Genomic DNA, 13880 nt, shown 5'->3' with positions numbered 1-13880 from the left:
CTGCGAACCCCGCAACTCGGAGTAGGCTCCGCGCCGAACCTACTGATGGGAGGGGTACGGTGACGACGGAGGAGACCGACCCGACGGGCGCGTTCATGGCCGCGCTCCGTACTGCGGAGGCGTCGCTGCGGGAAGTGCCCGGCAAGCTGGAGGCCGCCCGGGTCCACGACTTCGCGTTCGGGAAGATGTTCGAGGCCACCGAGGTCCGCGACGCCTATCACCAGCGGCTGCCGGAGACCGAGAAGGACCTCGTCGAGGCCTGCGAGGTCATCGACCACTTCATCGCCGGGCTGCGGGCCGGGCACCCGATCGCGGCCAATCCGGCGGGGCCGGACCCGGCGCTGTCGCAGGCCACTGAGTGGACCCCCGACGGCTTCCCCTGGCATCGGACCATCCCGAAGCAGCAGGCCGGGGGTGCGGACGCGTGAACATCATGCTCATCACGGGTCTGAGCTTCGCGGTCCTGATCTTCGGCATGTGGGGTCTGGGCGTCCTGGTGGTGCGCAACCAGCGCCGCAAGATGCAGGACGCCCCCGGCGCGGAGCTCACCGAGCAGATCGAGGAGACCGCCGCCGAGGTCCACAGCATCGAGGAGTTCATCGCGCGGGCCGAGGCGCTGCCGGAGGGGCAGAAGCCGGAGCCGCGCCCCGAGCACGCGCAGGAGCGCGACCAGGAGCGGCTGGAGGCGCTGGCCAAGCACCACTTCCCGCACCTGGACGTCCCGCACCCGCACATCCACCTGGTCGGCATCACCGGCCTGGAGAAGCGGCTGCTGGCGTGGGTCTCGCACCACACCGGGCTGCCCAGCCCGTTCGAGCTCCTGGACAAGCTGACCGGCGACCCCGACGAGCTGGAGCGGGCCGCCAAGGCCTGGGACGACGCGCACGCGCACGTGCAGCAGACGATCACCGACCTGTGCTCGGCGGCCGCGGCCCTGCACCGCAGCTGGGACGACGAGACCGCCGAGCGCTTCTACCCGCTGCTGGCCGACTTCCTGGCCGAGCTCGACACCCTGGCGGACAACCTCGCCAAGAGCGCCGAGACGCTGCGCGGCCTGCGCGGCGAGGCGGCGCTCACCGAGGGCACCATCGTCGGCCTGATCAACCTGCTGATCGGCTCCCTCGGCGGCTTCCTGGTCGAGGAGGTGATGTCGGTGGGGACGATGACACCGGCGGTCGCGGCACAGGCCCAGGTGGAGATCACGTGGGTGCTGAAGCAGATCGCGATGGCGGCGGGGCGGCTGCAGGGGATCTACGCGAACACGCGGCACGTGCTGGACAGCGTGAGCGGGTTCAAGGGGCTCACGCACATGCACAACTGCTTCCAGACGGACGTGGTGCAGCGGATCGAGCGTTTGGTGGACACTGAATAGCGTTGTCTAGCGCTGTATTCGCACATGGAAAGGGCGGCCGGATCTCCGGCCGCCCTTTCCCACGCTTGTCTATTGCTTGTCTGTCTTTACTTGTCCATCTTCTACTGCTTCTACTGCTTCTACTGTCTACCGCCTGCTACTGAAGCAGCGCGTCCACGAACGCCTCGGGGTCGAACGGCGCCAGGTCGTCCGGCCCCTCGCCGAGGCCCACGAGCTTGACCGGGACGCCCAGCTCCTTCTGCACGGCGACCACGATGCCGCCCTTGGCGGTGCCGTCGAGCTTGGTGAGCACGATGCCGGTGACGTCCACCACCTCGGCGAACACCCGGGCCTGGACCAGGCCGTTCTGGCCGGTGGTGGCGTCCAGGACGAGCAGGACCTCGTCGACCGTGCCCTGCTTCTCGGCGACCCGCTTGACCTTGCCGAGCTCGTCCATCAGCCCGGTCTTGGTGTGCAGGCGCCCGGCGGTGTCGATGAGGACGGTGTCGACGCCCATCGCGGTGCCCTCCTTGACGGCCTCGAACGCCACCGAAGCCGGATCCGCGCCCTCGGCCCCGCGCACGGTGTAGGCGCCGACGCGCTGCCCCCACGTCTGAAGCTGGTCGGCGGCGGCCGCCCGGAAGGTGTCCGCGGCCCCGAGCACGACGGTGTAGCCGTCGGCGATCAGGACGCGCGCGAGCTTGCCGGTGGTGGTGGTCTTGCCGGTGCCGTTCACCCCGACGACCATCGCGACAGCGGGCCGTTCCGGCGCACTGTCGGTCGCGGCATGCTTGGCCACCTTCAGCGACCGGTCCAGCGTCGGGTCGATCAGCGCGACCAGTTCCTCGCGCAGCAGCGCGCGGGCCTCGTCGATGGTCCGCGTCCCCTGCACCCGCGTACTGGTCCGCAACCGCTCGACCAGCTCGGTGGCAGGCCCCACGCCGAGATCGGCGGCGATCAGCGTGTCCTCGATCTCCTCCCACGTCGCCTCGTCGAGCTTGTCCCGACTCAGCAACTTGAGCAGACCCTGTCCCAACGTCCCCTGCGACCGCGAAAGCCGCGACCGCAGCCGCACCATCCGCCCCGCGGTGGGCTCGGGCACTTCAAGCTCAGGCGCCACCTCGGCCTCGGCAGGCACCGGCGCGGCTTCGACAACAGGAGGCGCCCGCTCGGCGACGGCAGTGGCCGCGCCCCCGCCCGCCGACTCCCGGGCCGCACCCGTCACCGCCGAAGCCGCAGGCGGCGCCGCCACTGCCTGCCGCCCCCGCGCCCGGTAGAACAGGGCGGCCGCGCCGATGATGGCTATGGCCGCGATGATGATGCCGATGACGAGGAACTCCATGGGAGACATCCTCGCACGGGGCGGTGGGGGGTTCGGTCGGGCTGGAACGAGGTGATGAGCCTCGAAAGTTGCCTCGAACGAGTGATCCCGAAGCCCTGTGCGCTACTGCGCGCGGCTTCCGACGGGCAGGAATTGGCGCATCTCGGCGCGTCGGCACGCGTACGCCAGCGCCCCCAACAGCAACCGTGCCGGCGGCAGCACCGCCATCCGTTCCGTCTCCGGGGGCCGCACCCAGCGAGGGCTCCCGGCCGTCGGCAGCGGCGTCTCGGACGCCAGTACTACGCCGATGGTGCGGACGTCCGTGTCCGCCGGGTCCCAGCCGAGGTCCTTGAGGTCCGCGAGGAACGATGCCGTGGTCCCCGCCTCGACGAAGAACTGCAGCCGGCTCCCGCCGCCGTCTCCGGCCTCCCGGCTGTGCAGAAGCCCCCGCCCCGCTCCTTGTACTGTCAGCACGGGCCCCAGAGGCGTCCCCAAGCGCTCCAACTGCAGCAGCACCCGATGCCCCGCGCCGCCCGGCACATCGAGCAGGTCGTAGGCCGCGGGCAGCCGTAACCCGGCGCACGGCACCGGCACCGGCCCCCTGCCCCCCAGGCGCACTCGCATGCTTCCTCCAACGCCGACGGACGCCTCGGGGTCACGCTGCCCGCCCGTGATGGTCGTTAGACCTGTGTTGTCCGACAACTTCTGGTTCGACAAGGTGGCGAACTCTGGCGAATCCCGGTGTTCGAAAACGTTCGGCTGCGGGCATCGTCGCGGTGCGGTTACGTTCTGCAACACAGGGTTTCGCATTCCGGCCGGACCGGCGTGAATCTCCAGGGGGCAACAAAGAATGACCGGCAAGCCGCCCAACGAACTCCTCAATTCTTGGTTCCAGCGTTCCGGGTGGTCGAAGGGGGAACTGGCGAGACTGGTCAACAAACGGGCGAGACAGTTGGGGGCGGCGCACGTCTCCACCGACACCTCGCGGGTGCGCCGTTGGCTGGACGGCGAACACCCCCGCGACCCCGCCCCGCGCATCCTCGTCGAGCTGTTCTCCGAGCGCTTCGGCACCGTCATCACCCACGCCGAGCTCGGCCTGCGCGAGCCCGCGGCGCCGCCCGCCACCTCCGGCGTGGACCTGCCGTGGGCCGGCCGCCGGTCGATCGAGCTGCTGGGCGACTTCGCCCGCAGCGACCTGATGCTCAACCGCCGCGGCTTCCTCGGCACCTCGCTGTCGCTGTCCGCGGGCCCGTCGCTGATCGAGCCGATGAAGCGCTGGCTCAGCCCGGTCCCCGAGCAGCACTCGCCGAACGGCCGGCTGCCCGGCCGGGTCACCTCCGAGGAGATGGACCGCCTGGAGGAGACCACGCGCCTGTTCCGGAGCTGGGACGCGCAGTGCGGCGGCGGGCTTCGCCGCATGGCCGTGGTCGGGCAGTTGCACGAAGTCACCGAGCTGTTACGGGACAACTACGCGCCGGCCCTGTCGGAGCGCCTGTTCCGGACCGCTTCGGAACTGGCGCTCCTCGCCGGTTGGATGGCCTACGACATCGGCATGCAGCCCTCGGCCCAGCGCTACTTCGTGCTGGCCCTGCACGCCGCCCGCGAGGCCGGCGACACCCCGCTCGGCGCGCACGTCCTGGCCACCATGGCCCGCCAGATGATCCACATAAACCGCGCCCAGGACGCCTTGGAGCTGGTGCACCTGGCCCAGTACGGCAGCCACGGCACCACCACCCCGCGCGTGCAGTCGCTGCTGGCCGCGATGGAGGCGCGCGCCTACGCCAACCTCGGCGACAGCGACAACTGCCGCCGCGCGGTGGCCGCCGCCGAGGACCTGTTCCCCGGCGACTTCGTCGCAGACGCAGACGGCGCCGGCAACAACGGCAACAACGGCAGCAACGGCAGCAACGGGGTCGGCAACGGCTCCGACCGCACCCGCACCGGAGAACCCTCCTGGATAGCGTTCTTCACCGAGGCCGAGCTCTACGGCGAGAACGGCCACTCCTTCCGCGACCTGGCCTACCGCTACCCGCAGCTCACCGAGCAGGCGGCGAAGAACATCGACCGCGCCGTCGAACTGCTCTCCACCGACGAGTCCTACCTGCGCAGCCGCGCGCTCAACGTGGTCGGGATGGCGACGGTCCGACTCCAGCAGCGTGAACCCGAGGCCGCGGTGGCCTACCTGCAGACCGGCGCCGAGCTGGTCCAGCGGCTGCGCTCCAAGCGCGTCGAGGACCGGCTGCGCACCACCGCCGGCAACCTGTTCGCGCGCTACCCCGACGTCCGTTCGGTCCGCGAGGCCCACGAGCGCACGCTGGCGGCCCTCCCGGCAGCGGCGTGATCAGCCGATATCACGCTAGTAACAGGAAGCTGATACATGTCCGGTTTGTAACAGACTCATCTCAGCTGTCGGGGTAAGTTCACCCGGATGTAACACAGGCGCCGTATCTGTCACGGCTCCGAAACACTTGGCGGCGCCACCGGTAACGGTGCGTCGCCAAGCTCCTTCCCATCGTCCGTCGAATCAGGTGAAGGAGAAGCGATGCCATCCGCGTTCAGCAATGGTGACACCGCTTGGGTGCTCGCGAGTTCAGCACTCGTGCTGCTCATGACACCGGGGCTGGCGTTCTTCTACGGCGGCATGGTCCGCGCGAAGAGCGTCCTGAACATGCTCATGATGAACTTCATCGCGATCGCCGTGGTGACCGTGCTGTGGGTTCTGTACGGCTGGTCCGTGTCGTTCGGCAACGTCGGTTCGGGGGACGGCAGCGGGAACGGCTTCTGGGGCGGTCTGCACCAGTGGGCCCTGCACGACATCGGCCAGGGCTTCGGCTCCAGCAACGGTGGGTCGCTCTACGGGGCCACGGGGGTGCCGACCATCGCGGTCGTGTGCTTCCAGCTGATGTTCGCGATCATCACACCGGCCCTGATCTCCGGATCGCTGGCCGACCGCACCAAGTTCGTCGGCTGGACCGTCTACGTGGCGGGCTGGGTGACCCTGGTCTACTTCCCGGTCGCGCACTGGGTGTTCTCGCCGAACGGCTTCATCAACTACAAGCTGCACGTGATGGACTTCGCCGGCGGTACCGCGGTCCACATCAACGCCGGTGCCGCGGGCCTGGCGATGGCGCTGGTGCTCGGCAAGCGCGTCGGCTTCGGGCGGGACCCGATGCGGCCGCACAACGTCCCGTTCGTGATGCTCGGCGTCGGACTGCTGTGGTTCGGCTGGTTCGGCTTCAACGCCGGCTCGGCGCTCGGCGCCAACGGCCAGGCGTCGATGGTCTTCATCAACACCCAGGTCGCCACCTGTACCGCGATGATCGGCTGGCTGATCGCCGAGAAGATCCAGCACGGCTCGTTCACCTCGCTGGGCGCGGCCTCCGGCGCGGTCGCCGGCCTGGTCGCGATCACCCCGGCCTGTGCCTCGGTCTCGCCGCTGGGCGCCATGTTCGTCGGCCTGATCCCCGGCTTCGTCTGCTGCTACGCGATCAACCTGAAGAACAAGCTGGGCTACGACGACTCGCTGGACGTGGTCGGCGTGCACCTGGTCGGCGGCATCCTGGGCACCGTGCTGATCGGCTTCTTCGCCACCAAGGAGATGGTCTCCGGCTACACCAACGGCGCCAAGGCCGGGCTGTTCTACGGCGGCGGCATCGACCAGCTGCTCGCGCAGTGCGAGGGTGCCGGGATCGTGCTGGGGTACTCCTTCGTGGTCTCCTTCATCCTGGGCTGGATCCTGAACAAGACCATCGGGATGCGGATCAGCGCGGACGCCGAGGTCGAGGGCATCGACAGCACCGAGCACTCGGAGACCGCGTACGACTGGGGCCGGCTGGCCGGCTCGCTGCGCACCGCACTGGGCGCGGCGGGTGACGCGGCCGCGGCCGAGGCCGCGACCGCCAAGCCGGAGAAGGCCGGGAAGGCTGATAAGGCCGACAAGGCAGGCAAGGCCGACATCGACGTCACGGAGGGTGTGAAGGCATGAAGCTGATCACGGCGATCCTCAAGCCGTTCAAGCTGGAGGAGGTCAAGGACGCGCTGCAGCGGTTCGGCGTCCACGGGATCACCGTCTCCGAGGCCAGCGGCTACGGCCGGCAGCGCGGCCACACCGAGGTCTACCGCGGCGCGGAGTACACCGTCGACCTGGTGCCGAAGCTGCGCGTGGAGGTGCTGTGCGAGGACGAGGACGCCGCCGACCTGGTGGACGTCATCGTCAAGGCCGCGGTCACCGGCAAGATCGGTGACGGCAAGGTCTGGGTCACCCCGGTCGACGAGGTGGTCCGGGTCCGGACCGGCGAGCGCGGAGGCCCGGCGCTGTAGTGGAGAACCACGTGGACCAGCAAGACCAGCAAGACCAGCAAGACCAGCACGGTGAGGGAGCCGATGGCCGGCCCGATCAGCAGATCGGGCCGGCCGTCCGGCGTGCGCGCTCGGACGCGGCGGACGCGTTCCTGGCCTCGCTGCTGCCCGGCGAGCCGGGCGTGGCCCTGGTCGCCGTCGGCGGCTACGGCCGCCAGGAGCTCTCCCCGGGCTCGGACCTGGACGTGGTGCTCCTACACGCGGCGTCGCTGACCCCGCAGGACGTCGCGCGGATCGCCGACAAGATCTGGTACCCGGTCTGGGACTCCGGCGCCAAGCTGGACCACTCGGTCCGCACCGTCGAGGAGGCGCTGGACCTGGCCCGCACCGACCTCGCGGTGGCCGCCGGACTGCTCGACGCCCGCCTGGTCGCCGGGGACGCGGACCTGGTCGCCGCCGTGCGCGCCGGGGTGTTCGCCGACTGGCGCCGCGACGCCCCGCGCAGACTGGGGGACCTGCGTGAGGAGTACGCATCGCGGCTGGCCCGGCACGGCGAGCTGGCGTACCGGCTGGAGGGCGACCTGAAGGAGGCGCGCGGCGGCCTGCGCGACTCCACGATGCTGCGCTTCATCTCGGCGACGTGGCTGGTGGACGTGCCGCACGGGGCGCCGGAGCGGGCCCGCGAGTTCCTGCTGGATGTGCGGGACGCGCTGCACGGGGTGTCGGGGCGTGCGCTGGACCGGTTGCTGTTGCAGGAGCAGGACGGGGTCGCGGCCGTGCTGCGGGACGCCGGGGTGCTGGGCGACGACGATGACAGGGCCCTGACCCAGCCGCTGGAGGACAACGAACTGTTCGCCGCAGATCTGGGTTCGGCCGGGGACGCGACCGTGTCCGTCTCGCTCGAAGACCTGGTCGGCGATCCACCTGAGGCGAAGGCGGACAGCTCGCACGAGGGTTTCGCAGAGATCTACACCACTGACGCCGACCTTCTGATGCGCCGTGTCGCCGAAGCCGCCGGCACCATCTCGTACGCCGCCGAAGCCGCCTGGCGCCAGGTCGACGCGGCCCTGGCGGCCCGCAACCCGGCGCGCCGCCCGGTCCGGCGCCCGGTCGCCGACGGCGTCGTCGAGCAGGACGGCGAGGCCTACCTCGCCCGCGCCGCCGCCCCCTCGCGCGACCCGGCCCTGGTGCTCCGCGCCGCCGCCGCGACGGCCGAATCAGGACTCTCCTTCGCACCGAACACCTTGCGCCGCCTCGCCGAGGAGTCCGCGCCGTTGCCGCGGCCCTGGCCCCGGCTGGCCCGCGAGGCGTTCGTGACGCTCCTGGGCTCCGGATCCGGCCTGATCCCGGTCTGGGAGGCCCTGGACCGGTCCGGCATCCTGCACGCGCTGCTGCCCGAATGGCGCCGTATCAGGTCCCTGCCGCAGCGCAACAGCCTGCACATCCACACCGTCGACCGGCACACGCTGGAGACCGTGGTCGCGGCCTCCGACCTCGCGCGCCGCGTCGACCGGCCCGACCTGCTCCTGGTCGCCGCGCTGCTGCACGACATCGGCAAGGGGCTGCCCGGCGACCACTCCGAGGTCGGCGCCGAGCTGACCCGGGAGCTGGCGCCGGCGCTCGGGTTCAACGCCGCCGATGTCAGCACCCTGAGCGGACTGGTCCGGCACCACCTGCTGCTGCCCGACCTGGCCACCGCACGCGATCCCGACGACCCGGCCACCCTCGAAACGCTGTTGTCCGCCCTGGCCGAGCTGCCCTGCCCGCGGCTGGAGGCGCTGCGTCTGCTGCGCGCGCTCTCCGAGGCGGACAGCAAGGCGACCGGCCCGGCGGCCTGGAACCCCTGGCGTGCCGGCCTCTACCGCGGCCTCGCGGTCCGCGCCGAGGCCGCGCTCCTCGGCTTCGACCCGCCGGTCGCCGAGCCCTCCGATCCGGCGCGCTCGGCGGACCTGGCCGCCCGGAGCCGCGCCGCGGCCGACGGGCTCGTCGTCGCATTCGAGGACGCGCAGACCGTCTCCGTCGCCGCGCCCGACCGCATCGGCCTCCTCGCCGCGGTCGCCGGCGTGCTGGCGCTGCGCCGCCTGACCATCCGCGCCGCCACCACCGAGACCGTGGACGGCGTCAACGTCCAGCGCTGGGTGGTCGCCGCGGACTGGAGCACCGCGCTGCAGGACCGGCTGCGGGAGGACGTCCGGGCGGCGCTCGCCGGCACCCTGGACGTCGCCGCGCGCCTGGCCAGCCGGGACGCCGGGGAGCGCCGCAACCGCCTGGTCGCCGCGCCGAGCGTGGCCGTGCTGCCCGGCGCCTCGGCCTCGGCGACCGTGCTGGAGGTCAAGGCGCGCGACGCGCCGGGTCTGCTTTACCGCGTCGCCTCGGCGCTGGCCGGGACCGGCGTTTCGGTGCGCTCGGCGCGCGTCTCGACGCTGGGCGCCGAGGCGGTCGACGTGTTCTACATCGTCACCGCGACCGGCGCGCAGCTGTCCGACGACGCGGCGGAGCGGGTGGCGGCAGCCGTGGCCGACGTGCTGTGAAGGCTCGCGGTGAACCAGCGGCGCGCGAGTCAGAACTCTGTAGAACTCAGCGAACTCGGTTCACCAGGCTCAGCGGGTGTCGACCACCTGGAACGCCTCGGCGATCCGGTTCTCGCCCACCCCGAGCCGCTGCGCGATGCCCTCGCCCCAGGTGCGCAGCATGCCCTCCAGGTCCTGGTGTCCGCCGGTCTGCGAGGCGTGCGCCTGCAGCGCTGCCACCTTGCGGTCGAAGACGTCGGTGATGTCCACGGCCCGGGCGGCGTTCTTCGTCGACATCACCCAGGTCTCCGGGACGGTCCACGGCTCCAGGCCCTCGACCTCCAGCAGCTCGGTGTGCGCCCACGGGTTGCGCGCGTCGGGGTAGACCGCCGCGATGGCCGCCTCGCCGACGGCGCGGTGGTCGGGGTGCGAGGCGTAGATGCGCTCCAGGTCCAGCTCGGCCGACGGGATCAGGATCCGGTCGGGGCGGACCTGCCGGATCACCCGAGAGATGTCGCGGCGCAGCTTCAGCGAGGGCGTCAGGCGGCCGTCGGGCCAGTGCAGGAAGCGGACGTCGGTCACGCCGACGCACTTGGCCGCCGCCAGCTGCTCCGCCTCGCGCAGCGCCGCCACCTCCGAGCGCGGCGTGTCCGGGAACGCCTCGCCGGCGTCGCCGCTGGTCACGATCGCGTAGGTGACCTCGATCCCGGCGTCGGTCCAGGTCGCGACGGTGCCGGCGGCGCCGAAGTCGACGTCGTCGGGGTGCGCGGTCACGACGAGCACGCGGGACGGGGCGGCGTTGGCGTCGGGCATGAGGGCTCCTGGTACCGGGCGTGGCTGCGGACGGGAGCGGGGTGCTCACCATGAGGCGCAACGCCGACGGGGCCACAGGTGTTCCGGGTTCCGAAGTATCGCTCGCGGGACCGGCATTCGCCGGATCGCCGACCGGGTCGCCCGACGGATCACGCGCTGGACTACCCGACCACGGCCGGCGGCGCGCGCATCGACCCAGGTGACCGCCCCATCTCGGCGACCGCTCCCGCGTTGTCGGTGCGGTCTGCGAAAATTCTGGAGTGAGTTCTTCCCTCTTCGCCCCAGGCGCCCTGCCGTTGTTTCCGATGCTCGACGAGATCCGGGAGCAGCGGGGGTCGGGCGAGGAGCGGCACACCGACCGTACGCTGCCCGAACCACCGGCGTGGGCCGACGAGGCCGACGCCGAGCGCGCGGGCTGGGACGGCTGGGAGGAACCCGAGGACGCGTGGGTCCCGCCGGAGGAGTCGGCGGCCGCGCGCAAGCTGCTCGAGGGCCTGAACGAACCGCAGCGCGAGGCCGTCCTGCACTCCGGCGGACCGCTGCTGATCATCGCCGGCGCCGGCTCGGGCAAGACCCGCGTGCTCGCGCACCGCATCGCCTACCTGGTCGGCGAGCGGCACGCGCACCCCGGCTCGATCCTGGCGATCACCTTCACCAACAAGGCCGCCGCCGAGATGCGCCAGCGCGTGGAGGAACTGGTCGGCCCGCGGGCCCGGATGATGTGGGTCTCGACCTTCCACTCGGCCTGCGTCCGGATCCTGCGCGCCCAGGCCAAGACCGCCGGCCTGCCGAGCAACTTCTCGATCTACGACACCGCCGACTCCCAGCGTCTGATGACCATGGTCCTGCGCGATCTGGAGATCGACCCGAAGAAGACCACGCCGCGCTCGATGCTCGGCCAGATCTCCAAGCTCAAGAACGAGCTGGTCGACCACGACACCTTCTCCAGCCGCGCGCAGACCGAGGCCGAGCGCCAGCTCGCGCAGGTCTACCGGCTCTACGCGGACCGCCTGACCGCGGCCAAGGCGCTGGACTTCGACGACATCATCATGACCACGGTGCACCTGCTCCAGGCGTTCCCGATGGTCGCCGAGCACTACCGGCGCCGCTTCCGCAACATCCTGGTGGACGAGTACCAGGACACCAACACCGCGCAGTACCAGCTGGTGAAGGAGCTGGTCGGGCAGCACGAGAAGCGCACGGTGGACGGCGACCTGGTCGGCGCGCCCGCGGCGGCCTCCGGGGAGGACCGCCTGCCCCCGGCCGAGCTGTGCGTGGTCGGCGACGCGGACCAGTCGATCTACGCCTTCCGCGGCGCGACGATCCGCAACATCATCGAGTTCGAGCGCGACTACCCGGACGCCAAGGTCATCAAGCTGGAGCAGAACTACCGCTCCACGCAGACGATCCTGACCGCGGCGAACGCCGTGATCGAGAACAACAAGGGCCGCCGCGCGAAGAACCTGTGGACGGACTCCGGCGACGGCAAGCTGATCACCGGCTACGTCGCCGACGATGAGCACTCCGAGGCACAGTACGTGGCGGAGGAGATCGACCGCCTGTCGGACGCCAAGGAGACCACCTACGGCGGCGTCGCGGTGTTCTACCGCACCAACGCGCAGTCCCGGGTCTTCGAGGAAATCTTCGTCCGCGTCGGCCTGCCTTACCGCGTGGTCGGGGGTGTCCGCTTCTACGAGCGCAAGGAAGTCCGCGACGCCCTGGCGTACCTGCGCGCCCTGGCCAACGAGGACGACATCGTCTCGGTCCGGCGCATCCTGAACACGCCGAAGCGCGGCATCGGCGAGAAGGCCGAGGAGTCGCTGGAGCGGTTGGCCGCCCGCGACCGCATCTCCTTCGGCGACGCCCTGCGCCGCGCCGACGAGGCGCCGGCGCTGGCCGCGCGCTCGGTGAAGGCCGTCCAGGGCTTCACGCAGATGATGGACGAGCTGCGCGAGCTGGCCGCCGAGTACGGGCCCGCACACGTCCTGGAAGCGATACTGGAACGCACGGGCCTGCTGCAGGAGTTGCAGGACTCCGACGACCCGCAGGACGAGACCCGCATCGAGAACCTCCGCGAACTCCTGGCGGTGGCCCTGGAATTCGAGCAGGCCCAGCCCGAGGGCCGGCTGCCGGAGTTCCTGGAGCGCGTGGCCCTGGTCGCCGACTCCGACCAGATCCCCGACGGCGAGGACCACGAGGGCATGGTCACCCTGATGACCCTGCACAGTGCCAAGGGCCTGGAGTTCCCGGTGGTGTTCCTCACCGGTATGGAGGACGGCGTCTTCCCGCATATGCGCTCCATGGGCGACAAGAAGGAGATGGAGGAGGAGCGCCGCCTGGCCTACGTGGGCATCACCCGCGCCCGCGAGCAGCTGTACGTCTCCCGCTCCGTCTACCGCTCGGCCTGGGGCGCGCCGCAGTACAACCCGCCGTCGAAGTTCCTCGGCGAGATCCCGGAGAACCTGGTCGAGTGGGAGCGCACGGCGCCGGAGCCCAAGACCTCCGAGCGCTCGCCGTTCGGCGACCGGCGTGGCACGACGCGCGGCTTCCAGCAGCGGAAGGGCCCGGTGAAGGTGATCTCCCTGGACCCGGGTGACCGGGTGATCCACGACTCCTTTGGCATGGGCACGGTGGTCGCGGTCAGCGGGCGCGAGCGCGACGAGGCGACGATCGACTTCGGGTCGTCCGGGGTGCGGACGCTGCTGCTGACGATGGCGCCGGTGCAGAAGCTCTGAGCGGGGTTTTCCACTTCCTCCACAGCCGTATCGGGGTATGACGAAAGGGCCCGGGAAACCCTGGGCCCTTTCGTCGCGTCGTCGCCTTCTTATATCAACCCGTGCGCCCGCAGGAACGGCATCGGGTCCACCGCCGTGGACGCGCCCGGCACCCCGTTGCCGGGGTCGGCGGGGCCCGGCGGGTGGTACTCGAAGTGTAGGTGCGGCCCGGTGGTGTTCCCGGTGTCGCCGGACAGGGCGATGATCTGGCCGGCGGAGACCTTGCCGCTGCGGACCTTCATCACGCTCAGGTGGCAGTACCAGGTCTGGCTGCCGTCCGGATGCTGTATCACTATCCGATAGCCGTACGGACCGGCCCAGCCGGACTCGGTGACCGTGCCGTCGGTGACCGCGACCACCTTGGTGCCGGTCGGTATGGCGAAGTCCTGCCCGGTGTGCAGGTTGGCCCAGCGGTCGCCCGCCTGGCCGAACCCGGCGGTCAGCACGTAGTCCTGGACCGGCAGGAAGTACTTCTGCGCCATCTCGGCGAGCCGCTGCTTCTCCAGCGCCTGCTGCTGCACCAGTTCGCTGCGCTGCTCGCTGCGCGTGGCGCGGTCGGCGAGGTTGGCGCTGGCGGCGCGCATCTGGAGCAGGTTCTGCTCCAGGCCGTTGGTCGGCGTGGCCGGGCTCGCCGCGTCGGCGGCGGGCTCGGTGTGCGTCGCGGGGAGGCGGAGCCCGCCGACCGCGGCGACCGCGACGGCGGCCACGCCGACGACGGCGGCCGGGGTCGAGGTGAACGCGTGCAGGGTGCGGCGGCCGGGGAGGGCCACAGCGGGCCGCGAAGGCCGGCTGCCGAAGGGGCGGGCCGGGGG

11 protein-coding genes are annotated in these 13880 nt (G+C 71.1%); 7 read left to right on the top strand and 4 right to left on the bottom strand.

What is annotated here, in order from left to right; translation table 11 throughout:
* Positions 1–59 precede the first annotated feature (59 nt).
* Both GWK61_RS27985 and GWK61_RS27980 read left to right on the top strand, forming a co-directional pair.
* Positions 60–428 carry a hypothetical protein gene (locus tag GWK61_RS27985; RefSeq protein WP_194913140.1) on the top strand — a complete coding sequence of 123 codons (369 nt, stop codon included), beginning with the start codon at positions 60–62 and terminating at the stop codon, positions 426–428.
* Positions 429–433: 5 nt separating this feature from the next.
* Positions 434–1372 carry a WXG100 family type VII secretion target gene (locus GWK61_RS27980; RefSeq protein WP_228563067.1) on the top strand — a complete coding sequence of 313 codons (939 nt, stop codon included), beginning with the start codon at positions 434–436 and terminating at the stop codon, positions 1370–1372.
* Between the two features lie 136 nt (positions 1373–1508).
* Here GWK61_RS27980 and ftsY read toward each other — a convergent pair whose 3' ends face one another.
* Positions 1509–2693, bottom strand: coding sequence for a signal recognition particle-docking protein FtsY (gene ftsY, locus GWK61_RS27975; protein ID WP_194913137.1), 1185 nt, complete (start codon positions 2691–2693; stop codon positions 1509–1511).
* A gap of 102 nt (positions 2694–2795) precedes the next feature.
* Positions 2796–3296, bottom strand: coding sequence for a hypothetical protein (locus GWK61_RS27970; protein WP_194913135.1), 501 nt, complete (start codon positions 3294–3296; stop codon positions 2796–2798).
* A 226-nt stretch (positions 3297–3522) separates the two neighbouring features.
* Between GWK61_RS27970 and GWK61_RS27965 the strand changes: the two genes are divergently transcribed.
* From GWK61_RS27965 to GWK61_RS59825, 4 genes are all read left to right on the top strand, one after another.
* Positions 3523–5013, top strand: a complete 1491-nt coding sequence (locus tag GWK61_RS27965; protein WP_194913133.1) for an NsdA family TPR-like regulatory protein — start codon at positions 3523–3525, stop codon at positions 5011–5013.
* A 201-nt stretch (positions 5014–5214) separates the two neighbouring features.
* Entirely contained in the window at positions 5215–6657 is a 1443-nt protein-coding gene (locus GWK61_RS27960) for an ammonium transporter (protein ID WP_228563065.1), read from the top strand.
* Positions 6654–6992 carry a P-II family nitrogen regulator gene (locus GWK61_RS27955; RefSeq protein ID WP_194913131.1) on the top strand — a complete coding sequence of 113 codons (339 nt, stop codon included), beginning with the start codon at positions 6654–6656 and terminating at the stop codon, positions 6990–6992. The genes GWK61_RS27960 and GWK61_RS27955 overlap by 4 nt, the downstream gene beginning before the upstream one ends.
* 11 nt (positions 6993–7003) lie before the next feature.
* The gene (locus tag GWK61_RS59825; protein WP_194913128.1) at positions 7004–9502 is read left to right on the top strand and encodes an ACT domain-containing protein; all 2499 of its coding nucleotides are present in this window, start codon (positions 7004–7006) and stop codon (positions 9500–9502) included.
* A gap of 69 nt (positions 9503–9571) precedes the next feature.
* Here the strand turns inward: GWK61_RS59825 and GWK61_RS27945 are convergent, their stop codons facing one another.
* Positions 9572–10294 carry a PIG-L deacetylase family protein gene (locus GWK61_RS27945; protein ID WP_194913121.1) on the bottom strand — a complete coding sequence of 241 codons (723 nt, stop codon included), beginning with the start codon at positions 10292–10294 and terminating at the stop codon, positions 9572–9574.
* 305 nt (positions 10295–10599) lie between these two features.
* Here GWK61_RS27945 and pcrA point away from each other — a divergent pair, with 305 nt between their 5' ends.
* Entirely contained in the window at positions 10600–13029 is a 2430-nt protein-coding gene (gene pcrA, locus GWK61_RS27940; RefSeq protein WP_194913195.1) for a DNA helicase PcrA, read from the top strand.
* Positions 13030–13118: 89 nt separating this feature from the next.
* Here the strand turns inward: pcrA and GWK61_RS27935 are convergent.
* A partial coding sequence (locus GWK61_RS27935) for a M23 family metallopeptidase (protein ID WP_228563064.1) occupies positions 13119–13880 on the bottom strand: 762 nt, incomplete at its 5' end.

The sequence above is a fragment of the Catenulispora rubra genome (assembly GCF_015356825.1).
In the GTDB taxonomy this organism is placed as follows: domain Bacteria; phylum Actinomycetota; class Actinomycetes; order Streptomycetales; family Catenulisporaceae; genus Catenulispora; species Catenulispora rubra.
This window is presented reverse-complemented; position numbering and strand designations above follow the sequence as displayed.

What these genes read in the sequence shown, in the direction of transcription:
- pcrA (WP_194913195.1), top strand. Translation starts at nt 10,600, where the DNA reads ATGCTCGACGAGATCCGGGAGCAGCGGGGGTCGGGCGAGGAGCGGCAC.
- GWK61_RS27960 (WP_228563065.1), top strand. Translation starts at nt 5,215, where the DNA reads ATGCCATCCGCGTTCAGCAATGGTGACACCGCTTGGGTGCTCGCGAGT.
- GWK61_RS27955 (WP_194913131.1), top strand. Translation starts at nt 6,654, where the DNA reads ATGAAGCTGATCACGGCGATCCTCAAGCCGTTCAAGCTGGAGGAGGTC.
- GWK61_RS27965 (WP_194913133.1), top strand. Translation starts at nt 3,523, where the DNA reads ATGACCGGCAAGCCGCCCAACGAACTCCTCAATTCTTGGTTCCAGCGT.
- ftsY (WP_194913137.1), bottom strand. Translation starts at nt 2,693, where the DNA reads ATGGAGTTCCTCGTCATCGGCATCATCATCGCGGCCATAGCCATCATC.
- GWK61_RS27980 (WP_228563067.1), top strand. Translation starts at nt 434, where the DNA reads ATGCTCATCACGGGTCTGAGCTTCGCGGTCCTGATCTTCGGCATGTGG.
- GWK61_RS27970 (WP_194913135.1), bottom strand. Translation starts at nt 3,296, where the DNA reads ATGCGAGTGCGCCTGGGGGGCAGGGGGCCGGTGCCGGTGCCGTGCGCC.
- GWK61_RS27945 (WP_194913121.1), bottom strand. Translation starts at nt 10,294, where the DNA reads ATGCCCGACGCCAACGCCGCCCCGTCCCGCGTGCTCGTCGTGACCGCG.